Source organism: Ichthyobacterium seriolicida, from assembly GCF_002369955.1.
GTDB lineage: Bacteria > Bacteroidota > Bacteroidia > Flavobacteriales > Ichthyobacteriaceae > Ichthyobacterium > Ichthyobacterium seriolicida.
Genome location: NZ_AP014564.1, coordinates 1286250 through 1313015 on the forward strand (window position 1 = coordinate 1286250; position 26766 = coordinate 1313015).

General features: G+C 31.6%; 22 protein-coding genes, 2 tRNA genes, 1 other RNA gene and 3 pseudogenes. 18 read left to right on the forward strand and 10 right to left on the reverse strand.

What is annotated here, in order from left to right; all coding sequences use genetic code 11:
* Positions 1-3: 3 nt before the first annotated feature.
* The 4 genes and pseudogenes from JBKA6_RS04990 to JBKA6_RS08170 all read left to right on the forward strand — a co-directional run.
* A complete protein-coding gene (locus JBKA6_RS04990; RefSeq protein WP_231952039.1) occupies positions 4-1227 on the forward strand; it encodes a 3-phosphoshikimate 1-carboxyvinyltransferase in 1224 nt (407 codons plus the stop codon).
* A 4-nt stretch (positions 1228-1231) separates the two neighbouring features.
* Positions 1232-2269, forward strand: a complete 1038-nt coding sequence (locus JBKA6_RS04995; protein ID WP_157776954.1) for a PorP/SprF family type IX secretion system membrane protein — start codon at positions 1232-1234, stop codon at positions 2267-2269.
* A gap of 1 nt (position 2270) precedes the next feature.
* Positions 2271-2347, forward strand: a tRNA-Arg gene (locus JBKA6_RS05000).
* A 792-nt stretch (positions 2348-3139) separates the two neighbouring features.
* Positions 3140-3319 (forward strand): annotated as a pseudogene (locus JBKA6_RS08170) (IS982 family transposase); the annotation flags it as partial.
* Positions 3320-3986: 667 nt separating this feature from the next.
* Here JBKA6_RS08170 and rnpB read toward each other — a convergent pair.
* Positions 3987-4372, reverse strand: an RNA gene (rnpB, locus tag JBKA6_RS05005) — RNase P RNA component class A.
* 99 nt (positions 4373-4471) lie between these two features.
* Between rnpB and fmt the strand changes: the two genes are divergently transcribed.
* Together fmt and JBKA6_RS05015 are read left to right on the forward strand one after the other, a co-directional pair.
* Positions 4472-5410: a methionyl-tRNA formyltransferase gene (fmt, locus tag JBKA6_RS05010; RefSeq protein WP_172843107.1), complete on the forward strand. Its 939-nt coding sequence runs from the start codon at positions 4472-4474 to the stop codon at positions 5408-5410.
* A 377-nt stretch (positions 5411-5787) separates the two neighbouring features.
* On the forward strand, positions 5788-6249 hold the full coding sequence (locus tag JBKA6_RS05015) for a prolipoprotein diacylglyceryl transferase (protein WP_096686469.1): 462 nt from the start codon (positions 5788-5790) through the stop codon (positions 6247-6249).
* Positions 6250-6384: 135 nt separating this feature from the next.
* Here the strand turns inward: JBKA6_RS05015 and JBKA6_RS05020 are convergent, their stop codons facing one another.
* Positions 6385-6681: a TRAP transporter large permease subunit gene (locus tag JBKA6_RS05020; RefSeq protein WP_096686471.1), complete on the reverse strand. Its 297-nt coding sequence runs from the start codon at positions 6679-6681 to the stop codon at positions 6385-6387.
* Positions 6682-6788: 107 nt separating this feature from the next.
* On the opposite strand from JBKA6_RS05020, the gene JBKA6_RS05025 reads away from it, so the two are divergent.
* Positions 6789-8087, forward strand: coding sequence for an IS1380 family transposase (locus JBKA6_RS05025; RefSeq protein ID WP_096686473.1), 1299 nt, complete (start codon positions 6789-6791; stop codon positions 8085-8087).
* Positions 8088-8258: 171 nt separating this feature from the next.
* Here the strand turns inward: JBKA6_RS05025 and JBKA6_RS05030 are convergent, their stop codons facing one another.
* Both JBKA6_RS05030 and JBKA6_RS05035 read right to left on the reverse strand, forming a co-directional pair.
* A complete protein-coding gene (locus tag JBKA6_RS05030; RefSeq protein ID WP_096686475.1) occupies positions 8259-9335 on the reverse strand; it encodes a TRAP transporter large permease in 1077 nt (358 codons plus the stop codon).
* A gap of 2 nt (positions 9336-9337) precedes the next feature.
* On the reverse strand, positions 9338-9841 hold the full coding sequence (locus JBKA6_RS05035) for a TRAP transporter small permease subunit (protein ID WP_096686477.1): 504 nt from the start codon (positions 9839-9841) through the stop codon (positions 9338-9340).
* Between the two features lie 189 nt (positions 9842-10030).
* Here JBKA6_RS05035 and bshA point away from each other — a divergent pair, with 189 nt between their 5' ends.
* From bshA to coaD, 4 genes are all read left to right on the forward strand, one after another.
* Positions 10031-11149, forward strand: a complete 1119-nt coding sequence (bshA, locus tag JBKA6_RS05040) for an N-acetyl-alpha-D-glucosaminyl L-malate synthase BshA (protein WP_096686479.1) — start codon at positions 10031-10033, stop codon at positions 11147-11149.
* A gap of 91 nt (positions 11150-11240) precedes the next feature.
* Positions 11241-12302, forward strand: coding sequence for a dTDP-glucose 4,6-dehydratase (rfbB, locus tag JBKA6_RS05045; RefSeq protein ID WP_096686481.1), 1062 nt, complete (start codon positions 11241-11243; stop codon positions 12300-12302).
* Between the two features lie 9 nt (positions 12303-12311).
* On the forward strand, positions 12312-13289 hold the full coding sequence (locus JBKA6_RS05050) for a D-alanine--D-alanine ligase (protein WP_096686482.1): 978 nt from the start codon (positions 12312-12314) through the stop codon (positions 13287-13289).
* Entirely contained in the window at positions 13286-13753 is a 468-nt protein-coding gene (coaD, locus tag JBKA6_RS05055) for a pantetheine-phosphate adenylyltransferase (RefSeq protein WP_096686484.1), read from the forward strand. Before JBKA6_RS05050 ends, coaD begins: the two co-directional genes overlap by 4 nt.
* Before the next feature lie 80 nt (positions 13754-13833).
* Here the strand turns inward: coaD and JBKA6_RS07805 are convergent.
* Both JBKA6_RS07805 and JBKA6_RS05060 read right to left on the reverse strand, forming a co-directional pair.
* Positions 13834-13994 (reverse strand): annotated as a pseudogene (locus JBKA6_RS07805) (IS1595-like element ISIse1 family transposase); the annotation flags it as partial.
* 49 nt (positions 13995-14043) lie between these two features.
* A complete protein-coding gene (locus tag JBKA6_RS05060) occupies positions 14044-15360 on the reverse strand; it encodes a C10 family peptidase (RefSeq protein ID WP_096686486.1) in 1317 nt (438 codons plus the stop codon).
* A 90-nt stretch (positions 15361-15450) separates the two neighbouring features.
* Between JBKA6_RS05060 and JBKA6_RS05065 the strand changes: the two genes are divergently transcribed.
* Positions 15451-16236: a hypothetical protein gene (locus JBKA6_RS05065; RefSeq protein ID WP_096686488.1), complete on the forward strand. Its 786-nt coding sequence runs from the start codon at positions 15451-15453 to the stop codon at positions 16234-16236.
* 195 nt (positions 16237-16431) lie between these two features.
* On the opposite strand, the gene JBKA6_RS05070 is transcribed toward JBKA6_RS05065, so the two are convergent.
* Positions 16432-17730: a C10 family peptidase gene (locus JBKA6_RS05070; RefSeq protein ID WP_096686490.1), complete on the reverse strand. Its 1299-nt coding sequence runs from the start codon at positions 17728-17730 to the stop codon at positions 16432-16434.
* A gap of 95 nt (positions 17731-17825) precedes the next feature.
* Between JBKA6_RS05070 and JBKA6_RS05075 the strand changes: the two genes are divergently transcribed.
* On the forward strand, positions 17826-18626 hold the full coding sequence (locus JBKA6_RS05075) for a hypothetical protein (protein ID WP_096686492.1): 801 nt from the start codon (positions 17826-17828) through the stop codon (positions 18624-18626).
* Positions 18627-18649: 23 nt separating this feature from the next.
* Here JBKA6_RS05075 and JBKA6_RS07700 read toward each other — a convergent pair.
* Positions 18650-18767: pseudogene (locus JBKA6_RS07700) on the reverse strand (IS1595-like element ISIse1 family transposase); the annotation flags it as partial.
* A gap of 141 nt (positions 18768-18908) precedes the next feature.
* Between JBKA6_RS07700 and fsa the strand changes: the two are divergent.
* Positions 18909-19559 carry a fructose-6-phosphate aldolase gene (gene fsa / locus JBKA6_RS05080; RefSeq protein ID WP_096686494.1) on the forward strand — a complete coding sequence of 217 codons (651 nt, stop codon included), beginning with the start codon at positions 18909-18911 and terminating at the stop codon, positions 19557-19559.
* Between the two features lie 37 nt (positions 19560-19596).
* On the opposite strand, the gene hemB is transcribed toward fsa, so the two are convergent.
* Positions 19597-20574, reverse strand: coding sequence for a porphobilinogen synthase (gene hemB / locus JBKA6_RS05085; RefSeq protein ID WP_096686496.1), 978 nt, complete (start codon positions 20572-20574; stop codon positions 19597-19599).
* Positions 20575-20699: 125 nt separating this feature from the next.
* Here hemB and nadA point away from each other — a divergent pair, with 125 nt between their 5' ends.
* Entirely contained in the window at positions 20700-21632 is a 933-nt protein-coding gene (gene nadA / locus JBKA6_RS05090; RefSeq protein ID WP_096686498.1) for a quinolinate synthase NadA, read from the forward strand.
* 2 nt (positions 21633-21634) lie between these two features.
* Positions 21635-23173, forward strand: coding sequence for an L-aspartate oxidase (gene nadB / locus JBKA6_RS05095; protein WP_172843108.1), 1539 nt, complete (start codon positions 21635-21637; stop codon positions 23171-23173).
* Positions 23174-23338: 165 nt separating this feature from the next.
* Here nadB and JBKA6_RS05100 read toward each other — a convergent pair.
* Positions 23339-23423: transfer RNA gene (locus JBKA6_RS05100), tRNA-Ser, on the reverse strand.
* Between the two features lie 264 nt (positions 23424-23687).
* Between JBKA6_RS05100 and rpmH the strand changes: the two genes are divergently transcribed.
* Both rpmH and carB read left to right on the forward strand, forming a co-directional pair.
* Positions 23688-23846 (forward strand): 50S ribosomal protein L34, encoded by a 159-nt coding sequence (gene rpmH / locus JBKA6_RS05105; RefSeq protein WP_096686502.1) that lies wholly within the window; start codon positions 23688-23690, stop codon positions 23844-23846.
* 69 nt (positions 23847-23915) lie between these two features.
* Positions 23916-26765: a carbamoyl-phosphate synthase large subunit gene (gene carB, locus JBKA6_RS05110; RefSeq protein ID WP_096686504.1), complete on the forward strand. Its 2850-nt coding sequence runs from the start codon at positions 23916-23918 to the stop codon at positions 26763-26765.
* The last annotated feature ends 1 nt before the right edge of the window (position 26766 follow it).

Consider the following 26766-nt stretch of genomic DNA (forward strand, 5'->3'; position numbering starts at 1 on the left):
ATGGTGAGAGTTTACAATCCTTCAAAGTGTGTATCTGGAACGTTGCACATAACAGGATCTAAAAGCGAAACTAACAGGTTGTTGATACTAAAACATCTTTCCAAAAACAACATAGAAATTAAAAATTTATCTAATTCTAAAGACAGCGAAATGATGAGCAAAGCTCTGTCAACAGAAGAATCTTTGATAAATATAGGCATGGCGGGTACGGCTATGCGTTTTTTGACGTCATTTTTTGCTATAAAACAAGGATCTGATATAGTGCTGACTGGGGATAGTAGAATGAAAGAGAGGCCTATAAAAGTTTTGGTAGATGCTCTGAGAGACATAGGAGCAAATATTGAATATACAGAGATAGAGGGTTATCCTCCAATAAGAATAATGGGTAAGAGGTTAGAAGGTGGACAGATAGATATAGCAGCAAATATCAGCAGTCAGTATATCACTTCTATTTTATTGATAGCTCCTTTCTTAAAGAGAGGATTAAAGATAAATATGAAAGAGCGAGTAGCTTCAATGCCTTATATACAGATGACTATTTCTCTTCTGCAAGAACTGGGTGTAAAAGTGAAAATTGATAAAAATTGCATACAAGTGCCTTTTTTCAATCCAGAAGCTAAAACTCTAAGTATAGAATCTGATTGGAGTTCAGCATCGTATATTTACAGTGTAGTCGCTATGTCTAAAAAAGCAAATGTAAAATTACTTTCATATAAAAAAAACAGCAGACAAGGAGATAGTATATTGCCTGATATTTATAAAAAACTCGGAGTACAAACTAAATTTGGAGAAGATTACATACTTTTAAAAAAAGATGAACATTTTAGTATTCCAGAATATTTAGAATTCGATATGATTGAAACTCCAGATTTAGCTCAGACTGTAGTTGTCACATGTGTTGGATTAAAGATAAAATGTAAGATTACAGGTCTGCATACCCTCAAAATAAAGGAGACGGATAGACTAGTTGCTCTTAAAAATGAATTAGAAAAGATAGGAGCTAAATCGCAGATAACCAACAGTAGTATAGAAATACTAAGTGTGTCTAATAAAAAAATAGAAGAAAGAATCTCTGTATATAATGATCATAGAATGGCTATGTCTTTTGCTGCGCTAGGTGTTTTATGCCCGATTGAAATATGTGATTATAATGTCGTGAATAAATCGTATCCTTCGTTTTGGAAAGATTTTGAAAATATTAACTTTGTAGTTGATTTTAAGGAGTAAAATTTTGTCAGGATTAATAAAAAATATTTGTATTTCATTATTTCTTGTGTTAGTAACGCGTTTGTGTGTTGTGGCTCAGACTAATATTCCTCATTACTATCATCAATACCTTATGAATAATTATTTTATGGTTAATCCAGCTTATGTAGGTCAAGCAGATGTCCAAAAAATAAGATTTATTGATTCTTCTAATTGGTATATAAATTCTGAGTACCCTAGAGTATACAATATGAGTTACCAAGGCCAGTTGTCATCTGATCCAATGAGTCATTTTTTAAATAATTCTGGAATAGGAGTCTACCTGTTTAGGGATATAAACGGAATACACTCTAAAGATGGAGGAGAGATATCTTATGCATATCGTTTGAATTTTAATAAAATCGCTTATAAAAAGCTGCACACTCTTTCCTTTGGAATTTCGGCATCTTTTTTAGTTCATTCTGAAGATCAAACTAAGCTTTCAAATAGCATATTCAATGACCCTGCAATAACAGGGACTCTAAGAAAAGAATACATAGCTAATTTTGGTTTCGGGGCACACTACGTTTATAAATTCTTTTTTTTGAGTTTTTCAATAAAAGACTTTTTGGAACAAAAGACTTTACTTATCAGTAATTTTGCGGATGAAGATATATCTAGAAGAGATTATATGATGTCTATAGGATATTTAGTATACACCGATAATAAATTTGATATTACCCCTTCGTTGCTTATAAATTATTCTGTCCAAGATTTTTCTTTTATGGATTTTAATCTAAGATCTTCATATCTCTTGAATAAAAATAATCGTATATGGATATTAAATTCCTATAGAGTCAATTATGCAGAGAGGATTTCTAATCCTGATAAATTGAACCTTTTTAGACCTCATTCTATAACTAATATGTTTGGACTATCTACATATAATTGGAATTTTGCTTATTCATATGGAATCGTTATGGATAGTGGTTTTGAGGGAATACATCAGATCATGATAGGATATGATATACTCAGTCCTAATAAGATGAAAATTAAAAGTGGTTTCTGCGGCTGTATTAATTAATGCTCGAGTAGTTCAACTGGATAGAATAACGGATTTCGGCTCCGTTGGTTGAGGGTTCGAATCCTTCCTCGAGCACCATTTACCTAGTTGCCTCCCCCCCCCTGATAATCAGCTAGTTGCAAAAGTGAGGGGAAGGTAAGGAGGAAAGAAAAAAGCATGTTTGTTTTTTTAAAAAAAAAGTTTTTTTTCATAGGTTATAGACTTCTTTTTTGGAGTGAAATATCTAAAATTTGTCTTGCACTCTCCTCCTATTTCTTTTTTTTCTCTAATCATGAGACACCTATTTTTCCACTCGCTATTTTTTTAAGCTTTATGATTAGATCATCGTAATTTTTAACCGCGCTAGAGGAGTATTGTCATTAAAGGCGCGCAAGTATAAAGAAAATAGATACACACGGTAACGAGATAATTAACCACAGAGCGGTTGTGTTTTTCTTCTCTTTTTTTTTGTAACACTTTGTTTATATTATACCGTAAAGGGCTAGATAGTTGCCTGTTACTCCTATAGCTTTTTTTCTCTGCGTTTTGTAATATGTCTGTCTTATCATCTATTAACCTGGATTATTCATAGTCATATGAATTTTTCAAGTTAAAAATATTATTACTCAGTATTTCTGAGTAATTATCAATCTAATTCAGATTATAAATAATGTACTTTGATTCCCCACTTTTGGGCTTTATGTAAAACGGTTGTTTTTAGTTAAAGTCCTTTAAAATTAACACTTATACCCAATATTGAAATATAACCGTGAATAATCCAGGTTAACCTGTTTTTGATTAATAATCACTTAGGGTAATTAAGTAAAAACAATGTATTTAGAGTAATTTAACTCTCTAAAATTCAACGTTTTGATTCTAAAAAAAACAGGCATGATAATTTGTTCCAAAATCACTGAAATATTCTGTTTAGTCGATGAATTTTGCAAAAAATATTCTCAAGTCATTGATAAAGTACTTTTGGGCAATAAATCAAAATGTCTATGCAGAATGAGCTCTAGCGAAATCATAAGCATAATAATTATTTTTCAACTCAGTAGCATGAGAAATTTTGGGTAATAATCCTGAATCAATTTTTAACTATTTTTTACAAAAGGGTTCGACTATGAAAAATGACAAAAAAATACGTGATTGTGTATTTACACACTTTACAGGATAGTGTCAAAATTAAAAAACCACCTCCTTTAATTAAGGAGAGGGCTTTCTTTCCAGAAGTATACATAATAATGATTTAGATGCATTTATGAATTCTTTTTCTACTTGTTCTAATACTCCTGTTATTTTTTTTCATACAAGTATATTCGTTATTCATAGTTTGACTGGTATAACACTGTTCTATTATTTCTTCTACATTTAGCGGCAAAGAGTTTTTTGAATTATCCTGAGATAAACAAATAGTAGTCAAGAAAATGAATGGTATAAAAAATATCGACCTTACACCAATAGGTGATAAAAAGTTTTTATTAAGCAATAATTTAAGTTCGATAAAAGTTGAGTTTAGTAATGACGTTCTATTAGATGTTTTTAAGTTTTGTATAAGTCAACCGTTCTCTAAAATATTTTAGTGTTATACTGTATAATTCGAATGAGGACTTACTCAAAAGGCAAGTATATGAAATAAAAGATAGGAACACATTAAAAATATCAATCTAACTCAGGTCAAAAGATATCAGAAATATTTTTCTAAAGTGGAGTTTTTGATTGTAAAGCTTTTTAAAAAAAAATGGACAAGCCTTATAAGCCGGATTCTGTAATCATACTATGATTTATAGTATAACTCTTATCATTTATCTACGATTTTTATCACTAAAAACCTCTATCTGCCTACCCCTTGGAATAGAGCGAGTAACTCTATGTTAAAATAACTTTCCAATATACTTGACATTTCACCTCACAAGGTTTACCCACTTTAGCTATCGCTAGATAAAGTAGTGAGCTCTTACCTCACTTTTTCACCCTTACCTAAAAATAAGGCGGTTATTTTCTGTGGCACTATCTGTATTTTAGTTAAAAAATCCTTCCTAATTAAGAAGTGTGATACTCTCTGGTGTCCAGACTTTCCTCTGATACTAAAAAAATAATACCAGCGATAAGATAGCTTGCCCAATAATGGGGCAAATATAGTTATTGTAGATTTATAAATCTGATTTTGATTAATCTTTACTTCTTATAATTTATAAATTTGCTCTTTTGAAAAAACTAAATATGAAAATAGTATTTATGGGGACTACTGGTTTTGCAGTAGAATCATTAAATAGTATATTAAACTCAGGGCATGAAGTGGTAGGTGTGATTACTTCAACAGATAAACCCAAGGGTAGAGGAAGAAAATTATTTCAATCTGAAGTTAAGAAATGTGCTATCGAAAATAATTTGAATATACTGCAGCCGTCGAACTTAAAAGATGAAGAATTCATAAAAGAGCTCAAATCTTTAGAAGCAGAATTATTTATAGTGGTTGCCTTTAGGATGTTGCCCAAAGTAGTATGGGAAATACCTAAAAAAGGTACTTTTAATTTACACGCTTCCCTACTGCCAAATTACAGAGGTGCTGCTCCCATTAATTGGGCTATAATAAATGGAGAAACTACAACAGGAGTAACCACATTTTTCATAGACGAAGAAATAGATACTGGAAAAATGATATTGCAAGAAAAAATGACAATAGAAGATTCTGATACCGCAGGCACATTGTGCCAAAAGTTAATGGTATTAGGAGCAGAGTTAGTCTTAAAGACAATAGATGCAATAGCAAAAGATAATTACACATTACAAGTGCAGCAAAACCATAAATCTTTACGTATGGCCAATAAAATATTTACAGATACCTGTAAAATAGATTGGGATATGCCACTCAAAGACATATATAACAAGATAAGAGGTTTGAGTCCTCATCCTGTTGCATGGGCTATTTTACACAATAAACAAGAGGTGAAAAAAGTTAAATTTTTATTTGTAAAACCAGTTTTTGAAACTCATTCGGAGAAAATAGGACTTGTGTTCATACAAAATAAAAAGCTGCTGATCTCAGTGAAAGATGGATTTTTAGAAGCTAAAACTATCCAATTAGAAAATAGAAAAGCATTAGATATAGTCGACTTGCTAAACGGTTTTTCTTTTGAACAAGGGGCTTATTTTTCATGATGTAGTTTTTAGACACTATTGTTTTACAACTATTTTTAATGTAACATGTATAAAAAATCTCTGAGTTTGGATAATGAATTGCTTAATAAAAAAAACTTAGAGCCTTAAGTAAATTGTAATACTCACTGACTGTGCTATTATAGCACATTGAATCTTAATCTAGGAGTCTTATTATCAGTTATTTAATCTTATTTAAAAAATCATTTTCAAATAGCTGTTCAAATAATCTACTTTATTCGAAATATTTTTTATATATTTGCATTGCATTAGAGATTGCTATAGCGTAAGTTTATTTTTTAAATCATTGATTATCTCTTTTGTAAATTATAGTGTGTCATTAATAAGATGACTTTTTTAAATTTTTAAAAATTACAATTATGAAAACATTTTTGAGTAAAATCATTTTAGGGATCTTTTTTATAGCTTTTTCTTATTCTTGTAGTAAGAATGATATGGTTAATGAGGAAAAAACTGAATCTAAGGTTAGTACTTCGGATATAGATCAACCTACTGATATAACTGATGTTGATTCTGCTACTGAGGAATCAACACCACCTGTTGATGGTCAGTCTACTAAAACTGATGAGGAGAGTGCCGTTGATTCTGATGATGATTCTACTGCTGAGGAATCAACACCACTTGATGAAACTGATTCTTCTTCTGAAGAAGACGCTCAACCTGCTGTTGATGAGAGTGCTGCTAATGAAAACGAAGGTAAAGGTAAAAAAGAAGAAGAAAAAGCTCAACCTGCTGACGATGATAGTGCTAATGATGAAGACGAAGATAATGATAGTGCTAATGAAAACGAAGACGAAGATGATACCGATAAGTCTGTATAGACTACTTGAATTGTATTGATCTATGGTATCCATATAAGAAAAGAGCAGACTGCAAAGGCAGTCTGCTCTTTTTTTTGTATATACTGTTATAAAACTCTGATTTTCAGGGTTTTGTCAATCAAACTCAGGTTAAGATTAACTTATTTTCATAACCAATTCAGGGAATTTAACTATCAGAGCCAACACTATAATTTGAATAATTATAAAGGGAATAACTCCTTTGTAAATTTGATTCGTGCTAACCCCTTGGGGAGTTACTCCCTTTAAGTAAAAGAGAGCAAAACCAAAAGGAGGTGTTAAAAATGATGTCTGAAGATTAAATGCTATTAAAACACTAACCCACAACATATCTACATTCATCTCATTAAAAATGGGTGTCACTACAGGCACTATTATGAAAATTATTTCTATAAAATCTATAAAAAAGCCCATGAAAAATATTAACCTGGATTATTCATGGTTATATTTCAATATTGGGTATAAAGTGTTAATTTTAGTAGGGTTAACTAAAAAACAACGACTTTATATAAGGCCCAAAAATGAGGAATAAAAACACATTATTTTATAGAGGGAAGACTTCTGTTGAATTAACTTTTTCATCATCAGAAATTAGTTCTGATGGATCTTTAATCATGCTTGAAAAACTAGAACCAGATCATAGATTGATTCATTATTACAGTAAGTTTTTACTTGATACTCGAGACTCTAGATTTATTACTTATAGCAGAAGGTATCAGTTAAAGCAAAGGGTTTATATGATCATGTTAGGCTATCAAGACGCCAATGATGTTAATCATTTACAGAATGATCCTTTATTCAAAGATGTTCTTCAAGGTAATTTGGCCTCTCAACCCACTATATCAAGATTTGAGAATAGCTTGGATAAACAGGCTGTCTTTAAGTTTTGTTATGCGTGGTTATACAAATATGTTTTAAGTTTATCTGGTCGCAAGAGAATAGTTATTGACGTAGATTCAACCGATGATCCAACTCATGGCAGTCAACAATTGTCAATGTTTAACGGTTATTATGGTCAATTCATGTACAATGAACTATTTTTTCATGATGGAGATACAGAGCAGATTATTCTTCCTGTACTCCGCCCAGGAAACAGTCATTCTAATAAATGGCATGTGAGTATTTTAAAGCGAATAATTATCAAAATACGTAAGAGATACCCAGAGATGGAAATAATTATTAGAAGTGATAGCGGCTTTAGTTGCGCTCCTTTTTACCAATTAGTAGATGATTTTGATTTACTATATGTGACAGGCATAGCGAGCAATGAAGTTTTAAAAAGAAAGGTATCTTGGTCAAAAAATGCTGTAAAAAAAATGTATTTAGATCAGGGAGAGAAGCACCAACATTTTATGAGTTTTACGTACAAAGCCAAGAGTTGGCACAAGCCTCAACAGTGCTATTCTAAAGTTGAGAGTACAGGATTAGGGATGAACATAAGGCATTTTTCTAGTAATCTTCCCCAAAAGGATGCTAGAGAAATTTACTTTGACTTTTATGTGAAAAGAGGTGATTCAAGTGAAAATAGAATAAAAGAAGTTAAAAATATGTGTTTTTCTGATCGTTTGTCAAATCATAGTTTTCTTGCTAATTTTTTTCGACTTATGATGAGTAGTCTTGCCTATGAAATGTTTTTATTACTGAAACAGAAGATAAAGAAAACAAGATTTGAAGTAGCAAAAAAATGGTTAATCAGTTCGATTAGAACCTATCTTCTCAAGGTAGGAGCAACGATTAAAATTACCAAAAGGCGAATCTATTATCAGCTATCTAAATCTTTTGTTTACAAGGGTTTATTTCGGGAAATTATTACCCAGTAACGGTTGTTTATTTGTGAAATGAACAACCTTGGGATAGTTACGCCTTGTCGTTAAAAAACCATGTAAAAACACTAAAAAAGAGCATTGTCATCCTAAAAAAAGGTGCAAAAAAACGACAAAGAAGATGAGTTCTCTTCGATTAGTAAAAAAGTTAAGGAAAAAATATCACGTCTAATCTATTTTAGTATGACTATGAATAATGCGGGTTAAGCCCATTACCAATATCAAAAACATAATAGGAGAAAGATTAGAGGATATGATTATATCTCTCAAGTAATCATCACCTCCTATTTCTCTAAAAACCAAAGTAAAAGTAGTGGCTCCTAGTAAAACGAAAAATACCATAACAGTAACTTTAGTAGTATCTGTAGCTGCTTGTTTTAATATTTTTAAGTTTAGCTTTTTTTGAAAAAAAGATAGTAGAGTAGCTCCACAAGCCCCTATGGCAGAAGCTTCTGTAGGAGAAGCAACACCTGTAAATATAGATCCCAAAACGACGAATATAAGAACCCCTGGGAGAAATATGACATTGAAAATATTTTTCCAAAAATCATTTTGTCTGAATTCTAATAACTCTTCTTTAGAAATAAGTGGAGCGCTATCTTTATCGAGGACAGCCCTGAATATTATGTATAAAAAATACATTAAAATCAATATCAAACTGGGTATAATCACTGCAGAAAATAAAGACCCAACATCTACTGATTGTGAAGATCTAGAAGAGCTATTTACAGTATCTGCCAGAAGAACTAGAACAATAGAGGGAGGAACTATTTGTCCTAATGTGCCCGATGAAGATATAATACCAGTTGCTAATTCTGCATTATAGCCCCTTTTTAACATAGTCGGTAAACTTATCAATCCCATAGTTACAACGGTCGCTCCAACTATACCGGTAGAGGCGGCTAATAAAACTCCAACTAACAATACAGATATAGCTAGGCCTCCTCTAATCCTGCCCAAAAGCATGGCCATAGTCTCTAATAGACTTTTAGCCAATCCAGATTTTTCTAATATCACCCCCATAAATATGAATAAGGGAATAGCCATTAGAACATAATTATTAATCACTCCCATTATTCTATAAGGGATTAGATTAAAACTGGACATAGAAAAATGCTCAGGATAAAATACAGAGATAAAGAGAGCAAATAATATAGATACTCCCGATAGAGTAAAAGCTACAGGATAGCCTTTTAAGATTAAAAAAAATATAATTGCAAATAATACTATACCTAATACTTCCATATTTATTTATCAATTTTACGAATCGTAACTATAGATTTTAATACGCTGGAAATTCCTTGAATGAAAAGCAGTGTAAATCCTACAGTAATACTAAATTTTAGAATATAAAGAGCTGGTAGGCCGCCAGGTTGTGGAGATCTCTCACCTATGGAAAAAGACATATAAGCAAATTCCCATGAGCATATTATAATTATAAGAGACCATGGTAACAAGAAAAATATATTTCCTATCAAATTTATTATCGCCTTAGTCTTATCCGACCACTTGGAATAAAAAACATCTACTCTAACGTGTTTGTCATGTAAATAAGTATAACCAGATGCTAATATAAATGACGATCCAAACAGGTATGTCTCTATCTCAGTTACCCATATAAAGGTGAAGTCAAACAAGTATCTCATTATGACATCAATACATATTACTATCATCAAAACAACTACAAACCAACTAATTATCTCGCCTACTTTATTATTGATATCATCTAATAATTTTATAATTCTCAACATATTTTACTCAGTAAAAATTCTCAGTGGGAAGGCTATAAAAAATTCTCCCAAGAATTACATATTTTTTTAAAAGTCTGTTTGCTAAGTAAAAGAAAAAAATGAAAGAGCTAATTGCTAAATACTATCACATATAAAAAGTACATTAGCACCCCTTGTTTTTTTTAGATTTTAACTCTAAATATTTTTTTTGTGAAAATAGGCATTGTGTGTTTCCCAACTTTTGGGGGTAGTGGTGTAGTAGCTACTGAGCTTGGTATAAATCTAGCAAAACTAGATCATGAGATCCATTTCATATCGTATGAGAGGCCTGCTAGATTAAACTTCTTAAAAAAGAATATATACTATCACGAAGTCTTTGTCAGTGATTATCCTTTATTTCAGTATCAACCTTATGAATTAGCCCTATCGGGGAAAATAGCTAATACTGTTGTAAATTATAATTTAGAACTGCTACACGTTCACTATGCGATACCTCATGCCTATACCGCTTATATGACCAAACAAATACTAAGAGATAAAGGTTATGATATCAAGGTGGTTACTACATTACACGGAACGGATATCACCGTAGTAGGAAGAAACCCAATCTATAAAGAGGTAGTGGCTTTTAGTATAGAAAAGTCAGACGCGGTAACTGCAGTGTCTAACGATTTAAAAAATGAAACTATATCGTTTTTTGATATAAAAAAAGATATAAGTGTAATACCTAATTTCATAAATCAACATACGTACGAAAATGTAGAGGTATTAAATAGAGAGCTCATCGCTAGATGTGATGAGAGAATAATTACTCATATTTCAAATTTCAGAAAGGTAAAAAATGTAGAAGATGTAATCGATACATTCAACATAGTACAAAAGAAAATAAAATCAAGGCTGATATTAATAGGTGAAGGACCAGAAAAAGAGAGAATAGAAATTATGGTTAACGATCTAAATCTAGAAAAGAAAGTCTGTTTTTTAGGGAAAATTATAGAGATAGAATCTATCTTAACTATATCTGATTTGCTTTTATTACCATCGGAAAAAGAGAGTTTCGGGCTTGTAGCTCTAGAAGCTATGGCTGCAAAAACGCCCGTTATATCTAGCAATACTGGAGGATTGCCAGAGATAAATGTAAATGGAGAGACAGGTTATTTAAGCAATGTCAAAGACGTAGAAAGCATGAGCGAAAATGCTATTAAAATACTGGGGGACCAAAAGACATTAGATCTTTTTAAAACAAGAGCTTTTCAAAGGTCTACTAAATTTAGAATAGAAAATATACTTCCAATGTATTTAAATGTGTATAAAAGTGTTCTCAATTAGTATAAATGAAGGTCTTCTTTAGCGTTGTAAATAATCTACTACATTTGCTAGTATTTTGCTTTTGCAGTTTTTTATCTTGCATTTATAGAAAATGATTAAGAAAATACTCATAACAGGAGGAGCTGGTTTTATAGGTTCTCACTTGGTGAAACTATTAGTCGGTAAGTATCCCGATTATCATATAATAAACCTGGACGCTTTAAAGTACTCTGGGAATTTAGAGAATTTAAATAGCATAAAAGACTGTCAGAACTATACTTTTTTAAAGGCTGATATCGTAAATAAAAAGGAGATAACCGATATATTTCACAAATATTTACCAGATGGAATAATACACTTAGCAGCAGAGAGTCATGTAGATAGATCCATTAGCAATCCCATGGAATTTATAGAGACAAATATTATTGGGACTGTAAATCTGTTAAATTCTTTTAAAGAGATACATAAAAATAATTTTGAAGGAAAGCTGTTTTATCATATTTCTACAGATGAAGTATATGGAAGCTTGGACTCTACAGGACTTTTCACAGAAGAGAGCTTATACAGTCCTAATTCGCCTTATTCTGCTTCTAAGGCTAGCTCTGATCACTTTGTTAGAGCTTATGGGGCCACATATGACGTCCCTTATATTATAAGTAATTGTTCCAATAATTACGGTCCTTATCAATTTCCAGAAAAGCTGATACCTCTTTTTATCAACAATATAAAAAACAGAAAGCCTCTACCACTATATGGCAGTGGTGATAATATTAGAGATTGGCTTTTTGTCAATGATCACGTCAGAGCTATAGATTTGATATTTCACAAGGGAAGGGTAGGAGACAGTTATAATGTAGGAGGTTTTAACGAATGGAAAAATATAGATCTAGTAAAGTTATTGTGTAATAAGATGGATGAAAAATTAGGTAATAAAAAGGGAAGTTCAGAGTCATTGATAACCTGTGTTAAAGATAGGGCAGGGCATGATAAACGTTATGCTATAGATTCTACAAAGTTAAATAGAGAGTTAAAGTGGTCACCTTCTGTAAAACTAGACGAGGGAATTTCTATAACTATAGATTGGTATTTAGAAAACACAGAATGGTTAGATAATGTAATCTCTTTGGAATACCGAAAATATTATCAAAACCAGTATAAAGATATTTTAAAATAAAAAGGACGCATGAAAAATGTAGCAATTATAATAGGTGGCTTTTCCAATGAGAAGGAAATATCCATAAAGAGCGGGGATATGGTTTATAAAAATCTAGATAAAGAAAAATACAAGCCATATTTAATACATATTCTCAGAGAAGGATGGTTTTTCATAGACGAAAATGCTAACAAAATAGACATTGACAGAAACGATTTTTCATTAAAGATAAATGGTGAGAAAATAGTTTTTGATATCGCGTTTAACACCATTCACGGAAGCCCAGGAGAAGACGGGAAATTACAAGGCTATTTCGAAATTACAAATATACCCTATACAGGTTGTGATGTTTTAACTTCGGCTTTGACTTTCAACAAAAAAATGTGTCTGTCTATTTTGGAATTAAACGGAATAATAAAGGCTAAAAATTTAATTTCATACAGAGATAGACCCGTTGAAAAAAATGATATTTTATCAGAATTAGAGTTACCTATTTTTATCAAACCAAATAAATCTGGATCTAGCCTAGGAGCTTCCAAGGTAGAAAAACAAGCAGATATAGATAAAGCCATAGAACTTGCATTTAAAGAGGATGATCAAATTTTGATAGAAGAATATATAGATGGGAAGGAAGTATCTGTAGGAGTTTTCTCTACAAATAATGAGGTTAAGGTTTTATCTATTACAGAGATAAGATCAGATGAGTCTTTTTTCAATTATAAAGCCAAATACGATGGGGCTTCAACGGAGATAACTCCTGCTGATCTACCAAAAGATCTAGCCTCTAAAATAAAAGCTGAGGCTAAAAAGATATACCAAATATTATCTCTGAGGAGTTATATCAGAATAGATTTTATAATAAAAGATGAAGTTCCTTATTTTTTAGAGGTGAATGCTACTCCAGGTCTATCTGAAAACAGTATAATACCAGCGCAGATAATGGCATATGGCATAGAATGGAAAGATTTTTTTAGCGAAATAATAGAAGATATTTTCAAAAATAAATGAGTAAAATAGCAGTATTTCCAGGATCTTTTGATCCAATTACTAATGGTCATTTGAGTATAGTAAAAAGGGCTTTGCCCATCTTTGACCAAATAATAATAGCTATAGGCGAAAACAATACAAAAAAATATATGTTTTCATTAGAAGACAGACTTTATTTTGTAAAAAAAACTTTTGAAAATGAGCCAAAAGTAATTGTAGATAACTACCGAGATCTAACTGTGGATTTTTGTAAAAAAAGAGGAGCTCTGTTTATTTTGAGAGGCTTGAGAAATCCTTCAGATTTTGAATTTGAAAAAGCCATAGCTCATACAAATAATAAACTATGCCCAGAGATAGAAACTGTGTTTTTACTAACTCATCATCAGTATTCCTTTATAAGTTCTAGTATTGTAAGAGACATTATAAAGAACAAAGGTAATTACTCTGATTTTGTGCCAGATGTGGTGCCTCAGTTTAAATTATAGTTTCAAGATAACTTAATTTTTTACTCATCTGAGTAAATAGAAATATAAATTTTCATTACAAAAATGAAAATTCCACATATTATTTTAATGTGGTATTTGTCGGTATTAATACGATTTATATTAGTCAATGCACTAACCTTTTGTCGTTTGCCATACCCAGGCAAAATAATCGTAAAATACACCTGAATTTTGCTTTCGAAATTCTCAAACGAATTATATACTCATTTTTCATAGATAGCACAAGGCTTTAAGTTATATTAATTTTACCTTATGTTATCTTGAACCTTTTATTAATATTTTCTCTTCCAAGGAAATCTAGGTTTTGTTGTTAGCATATCTTTTTTATACCTATAATTATCACTTCTAGTTTTAGAATAATAATTATTACTTCTAGGATTAGAAGTAGAATTATTAGCATTCCAATCAACATGATGGTTCCAACCATTGTGTCCGTTTCCCCAGCCCCAATTCATATGTAAAAAAAGAGTGTCGTCATAATAAGAAGGTTTGCTGTAAAAGTAACCATCACAAACCCAAGCATGACCTGAGCTATAGGTATAACCATCACCAAACCAGCCAGCAGGATTCCACCAAGAAATCTTATTCCTGATTGAATATCCCCCTAGAATAACAGGGCGATTATCATTAAGAGATTCAGTGATTATGTCACTATCATAGTAACGATGATACTTAGAATCAATTTTCATATGGTCAAAAAAGCGTTTAGAATCTTTTGTATATGCTCCAGTAGCATCTAATCCATAATCAGCATCTACGTAATAACCAATCATAGAAAGAAAATTACGAGTCTCTGGAGTTGCTCTTTTAAATTTCATAAAATCAAAATGGGGGTAATGAGTAAAAGGATGTCTATCTAATGTAAGACTGCTAGGTTTATTAGGATTTCTATAATAATAATGAAAGGTTACTTGACCTATAGCTATTGGAACACATCCAACTAGAGCTTCTTCACCATTATACAGCTGATAAAATCTATCTATCTCTCTATTTTGGCTCCAACTAGTTTTAAGCAGCGGATTCACCCTACCAGATTTCAGGTGTTTCTTGTAAAGTCCGTCAATTATCTCGTCTGGAAGTCTATCAAATTTCATTGAAGGATTAGATGCTAAATATTTATCCTGAGCTATTTTACCTTCAGCAAAAGAATTTATATAATCAATAAGTCCAGGATTTACATCTTTAAGATCAAACTTATTTTCAGAATAAAATAAAACAGGAGGTGCATTATTTATGTTTAAATCCAAATAACTAGTTAAGAAATAACCATTTTCTTTAAGACAAACTAACTTCAATAAAGGTTTGTGTTCGGTTAATCTAAAATCGTAAACGGTATCAATATCAGATATCCTAAGAGGGGCATTGAATACATTAGAATTACGAGAATAGGTTGCAGTATTTGAATTGTCGTTACGCTGTAAAAAAGTAGTATTTAAATATTTTAAAGCATCGGATATTTTGTTTATACCTTGAATATTTTTTTTATTTCCTATACTCGATAAGTTAGGAGTATCTAAATGGTCCTTATTACAACTAAAAAGAATAAAAAAGGTGAAGTAAAGTAGTAAGGTGTTTTTGCACTTGTACATAGTTTGTTTTTTTTTAAAAAATATATTAATATTACGACGAAGTTAATTGCTTCTGCAACCCGCAATATATAAAAATAAAATATATACAAAATGAAAGATTTTATAAAACTAATAGGAATTATATCTACAATAACTATACTTGTTGTTATTGCCAACAAGTGTTCAGATAGAAATATAATAGGACATCGTCCACCACAGCTTTTTTATGATTTAGATTTTATATTAATAAACCTAGATTTTAATAAAAACGATAGTTTAAAAGTGGAAATAAAAGCTGTAGATAAAATAAAAACAATTGGATCTTTTTTTTTCCTAAGTAAAAACACAGGCAAATATTATAAGAACAGATTACATATAATATTCTTACCTCATAATAATTATTCGTCTATAGATAATGGCAATAATTTTATAGAGAATACAGACAGTACAATAGAAGGTGAATTCCTTGAAGTAAATGATGATATTGATCATTCTTTATGGGGTGTATTTTGGGATGAAAACAATGATAGTCATGATAAACGTAGCGACCCTAATTGGCATAAGATAACTGGTTATAAAGGAAGAGAAAACCGAAATTTAAGAGGTATAAAGAGAACTTTCAATCTAAAAATATTTAAAAATGATTCTATTATTATTTTCAATAAAAACTTCACAGTAAAAACAGAAAAAAATCTAGAAAAGAGAATAGAGTATTTAGAAACAGAAATATTTGAGATGGAAGGGGGGACTAAAAAGACTACATCTCATGAAAAATTATGGCGTTACTCAGGGAAAAATTTAGAGGATTACTTTAGTAAAAATCCAGAAGATATAGGAAAGATATTTATCATAAATGAAACTGACGTTAAAACTCTGATATATCTACATAGTTTATAAAAATTTAGGTTCAAGACAACTTAAGGTAAGTTTGCTAACTTTTGTCTACTGCCATACCCAGGCAAAATAATCGTAAAATATACATGAATTTTGTTTCCAGAATTCTCAAACGAGTTATATACTCATTTTTCATAGATAACACAAGGGTTTACACGCATGTAAATTTACCTTAAGTTGTCTTGAACCTTTTATTAATCATTTTTTCTTCCAAGGAAATCTAGGTTTTGTTATTACCATTCTTTTTAAATAATTGTAACTTGCCTCACCGACTATCAAATTACCGGTTTTCCAATCTGTGTAATAAGTCCAACCTGCTCCATGAAGTATATTGGAACCACTTTTTGAATAAGATTCCCCCCAACCCCAGTTCATATGTAAAAAAAGATAGCCATATTTTGAATAAAAGTAACCATCACAAACCCAAGCATGACCTCCGCTATAGGTATAACGAATACTACTATTATTAATAGGCCAATAAATAATACCAAACAAATGAGCACCTTTAACTTTCCTTTCCATAGATCCCCTTAATACAACAGGACGTCCATCAGCTAAAGAATGCACAACATCACCAGGGTTATAATCATAGTAATTAGCATCTATTTCCATTGCTTCAAATAGTCCTAGAGATCCTCCTGTATAAGCCGAGGTAGAATTTACTCCCCATTCAGCATTTGTATAATATCCTATCATATGAAGAAATTTACGAGTAGCTTCGGTTCCTTCAGTAAGTTTCATTGCACTAAAATTAGGATAATGAAAATCAAAATTATCAAGCTTCTTAGGTCTGTTAGGGTTATTGTAGTAATAATAAAAAAGAGTTTGACCTATTGCAACAGGTACGCACCCAACAGTCATTTTTTTACCATTAATCATTACGAAAAACCCCTTTTCTTTATCCTGACTCCAATAGGTTTTAAGTAGGGGATTCACCCTGTCAGCTCTCGGGTCTATACCACCACCACCTATTATCATTGGAAACAGACTAAATTTCATTGAAGGATTAGATGCTAAATATTTATCCTGAGCTATTTTACCTTCAACAAATGAGTTTATATAGTCAATAAGACCAGCATTTACGTTATTGGGGTTAAATTTATTTTCAGAATAAAATAAAACAGGGGGCACTTTATTTATATTTAAATCTAAATAACTAGTTAGAAAATAACCATTTTTTTTGAGGCAAATTAGCTTTAATAATGGTTCGTGTTGAGTTAATCTAAAATCGTAAATAGTATCAATATCAGATATCCTAAGAGGATTACTTAACACATTAGAATTACGAGAATAGGTTGCAGTATTTGAATTCTCAGAATTATATTGTAAGAAAGTAGTATTTAAATATTTTAAGGCATCAGATACTTTATCAATATCTTCAATCTTTTTTTTATCGGGAACATCCGATAAATTAGAATCAATGAAATGATCTTTATTACAACTGCATATAAAAAAAAGGACGAAAAAAAGAAACAAGCTATTATTATATTTATACATGACTAAGATTTTTTAAGAATATTGTAATAATTTTATATATCATTACAACGATTCAAGTTGATTTTTCAGGACTTGTATGAATATACACAAAAAAAATGAAAGAGTTTACAAAATTTACATGTATCTTGTCCATAATTTTTATAATTATCGTTTTTACTAAAGGTTGTGTGAATACTCAAGAAGATCAACCAATAGGAGGAGATACAAGACCACCACAGCCTTTTTATAAGTTAGGGTTTGTATTAATAAACCTAGATTTTAATAAAAGTGATCGTCTAAAAGCGGAAATAAAAGCTGTAGATAAAACAAAAACAATTGGATCTTTCTTTTATCTCAGTAAAAACACAGGTACATATTATAGAAATAGATTACATATAATATTTCTACCTCATAATAATTACTCATCCAAGATAGATAACAATAATTTTATAGAAAATACAGACAGTACAATAGAAGGTGAATTCCTTGAAGTAAATGATGTAACTTATCGTTCTTTATGGGGTATATTTTTCGATGAAAACAATGACAATTATAGTAAACATGGTGATCCAAATTGGGATTTTTATAATGGCTATAAAGGAAAGGAAAACAGAAATTTAAGAGGGATTAAAAGAACTTTTAATCTAAAAATATTTAAAAATGATTCTATTATTATTTTCAATAAAAACTTTACAGTAAAAACAGAAAAAAAACTAGAAAAGAGAATAGAGTATTTAGAAACAGAAATATTTGAGATGGAAGGGGTTGCTAAAAAGACTACAATTCATGAAAAGATATGGGATAATTCAGGAAAAAATTTAGAGGATTACTTTAGTAAAAAACCAGAAGATATAGGAAAGATATTTATCATAAATGAAACTGACGTTAAAACTCTGATATATCTACATAGTTTATAAAATTTAGGTTCAAAACAACTTAAGGTAAGTTTACTAACTTTTGTCGCTTGCCATACCCAGGCAAAATAATCGTAAAATACACCTGAATTTTGCTTTCGAAATTCTCAAACGAATTATATACTCATTTTTCATAGATAACACAAGGGTTTACACGTATGTAAATTTGCCTTAGTTGTCTTGAACCAAATTTAATTCCTAAGTGATTGATATTTTAAATGTCTATTTGAACGATTATCTGAGTTTTATTTTAGTAATTTTGTCACTTTATTTAAAGTACGATTTATGAAATTTTTTATAGACACAGCAAATTTATCTGAGATAAAACAAGCCCAAGACATGGGGATTTTAGATGGAGTGACAACTAATCCATCTCTTATGGCTAAAGAAGGTATAAAAGGTGATGATAATGTATTGTCTCATTATAAGAAGATATGTGAGATAGTAGATGGGGATGTAAGTGCAGAGGTGTTATCTGTTGATTACGAAAACATGATAATAGAGGGTGAAAAACTATCTGATATAGACCCACAAATTGTAGTTAAAATCCCGATGATTAAAGATGGAATAAAAGCTATTGCACACTTATCTAGTAAGGGGATTAAAACCAATTGCACCTTGGTGTTTTCTGTTAATCAAGCTATTTTAGCAGCTAAGGCTGGTGCTACATATGTATCTCCATTTATAGGTAGATTAGACGACATTTCTAGTTATGGAATAGAGCTGATACAAAAAATTCGTTTAGTGTATGATAATTATGCTTTTGAAACAGAGATTTTGGCAGCTTCTATAAGAGATACTATACATATAGCAAACTGTGCAGAGATAGGTGTTGATGCTATTACATCTCCTTTATCATCTATAGAAAATATGATAAAACATCCACTTACAACTTCTGGATTGGAGACTTTTCTATCTGATTACTCTAAGATATAAGAAGTAGTATGAGTGCTCAGGTAAGATTTTAAAAATCTTACCTTAAGTTTTCTACTATAGATTTAGCGAAATAGCTGACTATTATATCTGCTCCGGCTCTTTTTATTGCTACAAGAGATTCTAGTGCAGCTTTTTTTTCATCTATCCACTTATTTTTAGCGGCTGCTTTAATCATAGAATATTCTCCAGATACCTGATAAGAAGCTATAGGAACGTTTATTTCCTCTCTTATACTTTTTATTATATCTAGATAGCTTCCAGCTGGTTTTATCATAACAATATCAGCGCCTTCTCTTATGTCCATCAAGGTTTCCTTTATAGCTTCCCTGCTGCCGTTATAAAAATCCATTTGATATGTCTTTTTATCCCCAAAAGAGGGGGATGAATCTAGAACATCCCTAAACGGACCGTAAAAAGAAGATGCATATTTAACACTATAAGACATGATTATCGTATCTGTATAACCTTCTTTTTCCAAAATATTTCTGATTGATGAAATGCGACCATCCATCATATCTGATGGCGCTACTACATCGCATCCTGACTCTGCATGGCTGAGAGCCATTTGAGCCAAAATGTCATTTGTTTTATCATTTAGTATAACTCCTCGTTCTACTAAACCATCGTGACCAAAAGATGAATACGGATCTAAGGCCACATCAGTCATAACTAACATATCTGGAACAGTATCCTTTATAAGGCTAATACTGCGTTGCATCAGCCCTTTAGGATTTAAAGCTTCTGCTCCATCGTTACTTTTAAGATTATCTGGAACTTTCACAAATAGTAAAACAGCTCTAATGCCTATGCTGTAAAGGTATTTGACCTCTTTTTCAACAAAATCTAAAGATTGACAATAGTAATCAGGCATAGAAGGTATAGAGTCTTTGATACCGACTCCATCTCTAATAAATAGAGGAACTACAAAATCGCAAGGAAAGATAGACACTTCCCTTACAATGTCTCTCACAGATTCACTTTTCCTAAGTCTTCTGCCTCTTATTAATGGATACATAATCTGACAAATTTATGAAAATAGATTAAACTCTAATATTCCTTTTAAACACTAATCTTATGTCTGTTGGAAAACAAATTAGTACTTTTGTGTGGTAAATCTATGTATTAATATGTTTTATACAAATGAAACAAAAAGAACAAATACAAGATATAGAGCGCTTAAAAAAGGAAAAAAACGCTGTAATATTGGCTCATTATTACCAAACTCCAGAGATACAGGAGTTAGGTGATTTTGTCGGAGATAGCTTATTTTTAGCTCAAAAGGCTAAAAGTACTAATGCCGACATAATAGTTTTTTGTGGAGTACACTTTATGGCAGAAACAGCCAAAATACTCAACCCAGATAAAAAAGTCATACTCCCTGATTTAAAAGCAGGTTGTTCTCTGGCAGAATCCTGTGATCCCGAAGAACTACTAAAATTCAAAAAGAAACATCCAGATTATAAAGTAGTATCGTATATAAATACTTCTGCTGGAGTCAAGACATTGACAGATATAGCTGTAACTTCTTCTAACGCTGAAAAAATAATAAATACTTTCCCTAAAGATGAGAAGATACTTTTTGCTCCAGATAAAAATCTTGGGGCTTATTTAAATAAAAAAATGGGCAGAAATATGCTCCTATGGGACGGAGTTTGTATTGTTCATGAAGCATTCTCTTTAGAGAAATTACAGAATATTCTCATTCAATATCCTAAGGCTAAAGTCATAGCGCATCCCGAGTCAAATTTAAAAGTATTAGAATTGGCAGATTTTATAGGTTCCACCTCTGCACTGTTAAAATATGTAGAACAAGACGATTCCAAAGAGTATTTAGTAGGCACAGAAATAGGTATTTTCCACGAGATGGAAAAAGTAGCTCCCCACAAAACATTCATACCTATTCCAACACAAGACGATAACGATTGTAGCTGCAGTGAGTGTGCTTTTATGAAGATGAATACTTTAGAAAAACTCTATTTATGTATGAAAAATGAATCTCCAGAAATACTCTTAGATGAGAATACTATCGAGAGAGCCCTTCCGTGCATAGAAAAAATGTTAGAATTATCTTAAGAATGATAAATACCGACTTTCTAATCATAGGAGGTGGAATAGCTGGATTATCTTATGCTATAAAAGTAGCCGAAGAATTCCCCCAAAAGAGCATTACTGTAATAACCAAAGGAAAGTTCAAACAGTCTAATACTCAATATGCACAAGGGGGCATAGCGGGAGTTTTGATTCCTTATAAACCCGACGAAATAGAAAAACACATAGAAGATACATTTATCGCAGGTGATTTTAAAAACAATAAAAAAACTGTAGAATTAGTAGTTAAAGAATCATCTAATGCTATACAAGCTTTAATAGATTGGGGAGTAGATTTCGACAGAGATAAAAGAGGAAAATTTCTTAAGAATTTAGAAGGAGGGCACAGTAAAAAGAGAATATTACATCACAAAGATTTTACTGGAAGAGAGATACAAGAAAAATTATTGTCAAAGGCCAGTACTTTTGACAATATATCTATGTTGGAATATTACTGGGCTTTAGATTTAATAATTGAAAAAAGAGAGCAAAAAAAATCTATATGCAATGGCATTTACGCCTTTGATATAGACAACAAAAAAACTATAGCATTCAAATCGAAAATTACAGTCATAGCATCTGGAGGTGTAGGACAATTGTACAAGTATACTACTAATCCTGAAATATCTACTGGTGATGGTATAGCCATAGCACATAGGGCTGGTGCAAAAATTGAAGATATATCTCTAATACAGTTTCACCCTACGACTTTATATCAAAAAGATAAACAAAATTACTTTTTAATATCAGAGGCAGTTAGAGGAGAAGGCGCAATACTAAGAAACCTTAGAGGAGAGGCATATATGCATCGGTACAGTGAGAAAAAAGATCTCGCTCCAAGAGATGTAGTAGCTAGAGCTAACCTAAACGAGATGAGAAAAGAAAATACGAAATACGTATATCTGGACGTATCTAGTATAGTTGATTTTCAAGAAAAATTCCCTAATATCTTCAATGTGTGTAAGGATATTCCATCTTTTTTAGAGGAGGGATTAATTCCTGTCACTACAGCTAGTCACTATGTGTGTGGAGGCATAAAGGTTAATATAAACGGAGAAACTAGTATAGAAAATCTATACGCTTGTGGTGAGTGTGCACACACGGGTATGCACGGCAGCAATAGATTAGCCTCTAACTCTCTGTTAGAAGCTATTGTTTTTTCTCAACAGATATTTAAACACTCTTCTAAAAAAATAAACGACATATCTGATCTTGAAAACGATTCTGAAAATTACCCTCATATAAAATGTGAGTGTGAGACTGATTTGAGTATGATCGAAATAAAAGATCAGATAAAAAATATTTTAAATGAAAATCTAGGAATAGAAAAACGTTCACATGAGATAAGAAAAGCAAAAGAAGAGTTGTCTGAATTATGTGAAAAGTACAAAAGTATATTTAAAACACCTAGTGTTCGCAGTTTTGAAACTAAGAATATGCTATGTGTAGCAGAACTGATGATAAATGATACTCTCCTTAGAAAAGAAAATACAGGGGTATTCTACAATGTAGATTTAATTAAATAAACTTTTAGAACAAAAAACTAAAGTGTTTATACGAGGTGAAATAAATATTTATCAGCTTAAAAAGCTCTTTTGGAGAGCATTTTCAAGTTATATAATAAAATTGGTTGTCTCTTGAGAGAATTTAAGACCTTCCTAAGGCCTTTGAACGCTTTGAAGTAATAAGAGCGGAGAGAGAGGGATTCGAACCCCCGGAGGTGTGACCCTCAACGGTTTTCAAGACCGTCGCATTCGACCACTCTGCCATCTCTCCGTGCTTTAATCAATTTTACTTATTGACTGGGCAAAGGTAATATTTTTTTAAAATGCGAGTAATAAAAAAAACTATTCAAGCTATTTTGATTCTAAATATAATCTGATCTTATGGTTGTGGTATTTTGTTTGTTATGATTTTATAATATGGGAATGATAAAAAAGTTTTAAACCTTAATTTATAGTGAAAAGTTAAATAAAAAAATATAACTTTGCAACCGTTACCCTACTTAGTCAATGGGGTCATAATATTTAGAATTTTGATATGAAAAGAACATTTCAGCCATCGAACAGAAAAAGAAGAAATAAGCATGGTTTTAGGGAGAGAATGTCTACTCCCAATGGTAGGAGAGTATTAGCTAAGAGACGAGCTAAAGGTAGAGCTAGACTGACTGTGTCAGATGAGGGTAGACATAAAGGATAAAAGTACTTTCTGAAAGAAAATAAAAAAAGGTGTTGCTGTATTGTGACACTTTTTTTGTATAACGCAAAAATGCCTAGAAACCAAGATATAACTTCTGTATTAATAATAGGTAGTGGTCCTATTGTGATAGGACAAGCATGTGAGTTTGATTATTCTGGAACACAATCTATTAGATCCTTAAAGGAGGAGGGGATTCAAGTTATTTTGATAAACTCAAATCCGGCTACGATTATGACAGATCCTAGCATCGCTGATTTTGTCTATCTAAAGCCCCTCACCACACACTCTATAGAAACAATTTTATCTAAGCACCATATAGATGCTGTTCTTCCAACTATGGGCGGGCAGACAGCTCTTAATCTCTGTATAGAAGCAAATGATAAAGGGATATGGGAAAAATATAATGTTAAAATTATAGGAGTAGACATAGATGCTATTAAAATTACTGAAGACAGAGAAAAATTTGGTAGTCTAATGACATCTATAGGTGTAGATATAGCACCGTCAAAGATAGCAACTTCATTTTTAGAAGGTAAAGAGATAGCCCAGGAGATAGGGTTTCCTTTAGTTATTAGGCCTTCTTTTACCTTAGGAGGTACTGGAGCTTCTTTTGTTTATGAAAAAGATGATTTTGACAAGTTGTTGACCAGAGGTCTAGAAGCATCTCCAATACACGAGGTGATAATAGACAAAGCCCTTTTGGGGTGGAAGGAATATGAATTAGAGCTCTTAAGAGATAAAAATGATAACGTAATTATCATTGCCACTATAGAAAATATGGATCCTATGGGAATCCACACAGGAGATTCTATAACTGTAGCTCCATCTATGACATTATCAGATGTCACCTACAATAGAATGCGTGATTTAGCTATAAAGATGATGCGTTCCATAGGAGATTTTGTAGGTGGATGTAATGTGCAGTTCGCTATGAGTCCAGATGAAAGGGAAGATATAGTTGCTATAGAGATAAATCCTAGAGTTTCTAGATCTTCTGCCTTAGCTTCTAAGGCTACGGGATATCCCATTGCAAAAATAGCTACTAAGCTTGCCATTGGCTATACCCTAGATGAATTGGATAATCAAGTTACTAAATCTACTTCATCTCTTTTTGAACCTTCTTTAGATTATGTGATAGTAAAAATACCTAGATGGAATTTCGATAAATTCGAAGGTTCAGAAAAGGTATTGGGCTTACAGATGAAATCTGTAGGAGAGGTTATGGGCATAGGCAGATCTTTTCAAGAAGCATTACATAAAGCCACCCAATCCTTAGAGATAAACACAGAAAGTCTTACATCTCAAAGAGAAAATTTAGATACTGATATCATATTAGATAAGTTGGCTAATCCTAGTTGGGATAGAGTATTTGTGATATACGATGCTATTAAAGCTGGAATCCCCTTAGATCGTATTTACTCCATAACACAAATAGATATGTGGTTTTTGAAAGAATACGAACAGCTATATCTATTGGAAAATGAATTGTGCAAATACACCATAGATAATATTCCAAGAAATGTATTGTTGGAATCTAAAATGAAGGGATTTTTAGATATACAGTTATCAGACTTTCTAAAATGTTCTGAATTGGATGTTTCTAAAAAAAGAGTAGAATTAGGTGTAAATAGGTTATATAAGTTAGTCGACACCTGTGCTGCAGAATTCGAAGCTAAAACCCCTTATTATTATTCTACATTCGAAAATTATATGAAGAGGTCGGGGGAGGTAGAACAAGTCGATAATGAAAGTATTCCATCACGACATAACAAAAAGATAGTCGTATTGGGTTCTGGCCCAAATCGAATAGGGCAGGGCATAGAATTTGACTACTGTTGTGTACACGGAGTCATAGCTGCATCGGAGTGTGGTTATGAAACTATTATGATAAATTGTAATCCAGAGACCGTATCGACAGACTTTGATATTTCAGACAAATTGTATTTCGAGCCCATATCTTGGGAATACATATACGATATCATAAAACACGAAAATCCCCAAGGGGTAATAGTTCAGCTAGGGGGACAGACAGCTTTAAAATTAGCTCAAAAGCTCTACGAACACGATATAAAAATAATAGGTACTGATTTTAAATATCTAGATTTAGCTGAAGATAGAGGGAGTTTCTCTAATTTGCTAAAGCAACAGAATATTCCTTATCCTAGGTTTGGTGTGGTTGAAAATGCTACTGAAGCTATATCTCTATCACGTGAATTATCTTTTCCAATATTGGTTCGTCCTTCTTATGTTTTGGGCGGGCAAGGCATGAAGATAGTCATAAATGAGGAAGAATTAGAATATCACATAATAGAATTATTCAAAAATTATCCTAATAATAGAGTTTTGCTAGATCAGTATTTAGATGGAGCTATAGAGGCTGAAACAGATGCTATTTGTGATGGACAAGAGGTTTATATAATTGGAATCATGGAACATATAGAACCTTGTGGAGTTCATTCTGGAGATTCTAATTCTACACTTCCTCCATTTGATTTGGGAGAATCCGTGGTGCAACAGATAATAGATCACACTAAAAAGATAGCTATGGCTCTCAATACAGTTGGTCTTATAAACATACAGTTCGCTATAAAAGATGAAAAGGTATACGTGATAGAGGCAAATCCTAGAGCATCTAGAACAGTTCCTTTTATCTCTAAGGCCTATGGAGAACCATATGTAAACTACGCCACTAAGATAATGTTAGGACACAATAAAATTAAAGACTTTGATTTTAATCCTAATTTGAATGGATACGCTATAAAGCAACCTGTATTTTCTTTTGATAAGTTTCCAAATGTAGATAAATCTCTTGGCCCTGAGATGAAATCTACAGGAGAGCAAATATTATTTATAGATGATTTAAAAGACGATACTTTCACTGAAATTTACTCTCGTAGGAAAATGTATCTAAGCAAGTAAT

What these genes read in the sequence shown, in the direction of transcription:
- JBKA6_RS05065 (WP_096686488.1), top strand. Translation starts at nt 15,451, where the DNA reads ATGAAAGATTTTATAAAACTAATAGGAATTATATCTACAATAACTATA.
- JBKA6_RS05075 (WP_096686492.1), top strand. Translation starts at nt 17,826, where the DNA reads ATGAAAGAGTTTACAAAATTTACATGTATCTTGTCCATAATTTTTATA.
- rpmH (WP_096686502.1), top strand. Translation starts at nt 23,688, where the DNA reads ATGAAAAGAACATTTCAGCCATCGAACAGAAAAAGAAGAAATAAGCAT.
- JBKA6_RS05060 (WP_096686486.1), bottom strand. Translation starts at nt 15,360, where the DNA reads ATGTACAAGTGCAAAAACACCTTACTACTTTACTTCACCTTTTTTATT.
- JBKA6_RS05070 (WP_096686490.1), bottom strand. Translation starts at nt 17,730, where the DNA reads ATGTATAAATATAATAATAGCTTGTTTCTTTTTTTCGTCCTTTTTTTT.
- JBKA6_RS05050 (WP_096686482.1), top strand. Translation starts at nt 12,312, where the DNA reads ATGAAAAATGTAGCAATTATAATAGGTGGCTTTTCCAATGAGAAGGAA.
- nadA (WP_096686498.1), top strand. Translation starts at nt 20,700, where the DNA reads ATGAAACAAAAAGAACAAATACAAGATATAGAGCGCTTAAAAAAGGAA.
- JBKA6_RS05025 (WP_096686473.1), top strand. Translation starts at nt 6,789, where the DNA reads ATGAGGAATAAAAACACATTATTTTATAGAGGGAAGACTTCTGTTGAA.
- fmt (WP_172843107.1), top strand. Translation starts at nt 4,472, where the DNA reads ATGAAAATAGTATTTATGGGGACTACTGGTTTTGCAGTAGAATCATTA.
- hemB (WP_096686496.1), bottom strand. Translation starts at nt 20,574, where the DNA reads ATGTATCCATTAATAAGAGGCAGAAGACTTAGGAAAAGTGAATCTGTG.
- JBKA6_RS05030 (WP_096686475.1), bottom strand. Translation starts at nt 9,335, where the DNA reads ATGGAAGTATTAGGTATAGTATTATTTGCAATTATATTTTTTTTAATC.
- fsa (WP_096686494.1), top strand. Translation starts at nt 18,909, where the DNA reads ATGAAATTTTTTATAGACACAGCAAATTTATCTGAGATAAAACAAGCC.
- JBKA6_RS05035 (WP_096686477.1), bottom strand. Translation starts at nt 9,841, where the DNA reads ATGTTGAGAATTATAAAATTATTAGATGATATCAATAATAAAGTAGGC.
- carB (WP_096686504.1), top strand. Translation starts at nt 23,916, where the DNA reads ATGCCTAGAAACCAAGATATAACTTCTGTATTAATAATAGGTAGTGGT.
- rfbB (WP_096686481.1), top strand. Translation starts at nt 11,241, where the DNA reads ATGATTAAGAAAATACTCATAACAGGAGGAGCTGGTTTTATAGGTTCT.
- coaD (WP_096686484.1), top strand. Translation starts at nt 13,286, where the DNA reads ATGAGTAAAATAGCAGTATTTCCAGGATCTTTTGATCCAATTACTAAT.
- nadB (WP_172843108.1), top strand. Translation starts at nt 21,635, where the DNA reads ATGATAAATACCGACTTTCTAATCATAGGAGGTGGAATAGCTGGATTA.
- JBKA6_RS05015 (WP_096686469.1), top strand. Translation starts at nt 5,788, where the DNA reads ATGAAAACATTTTTGAGTAAAATCATTTTAGGGATCTTTTTTATAGCT.
- JBKA6_RS05020 (WP_096686471.1), bottom strand. Translation starts at nt 6,681, where the DNA reads ATGGGCTTTTTTATAGATTTTATAGAAATAATTTTCATAATAGTGCCT.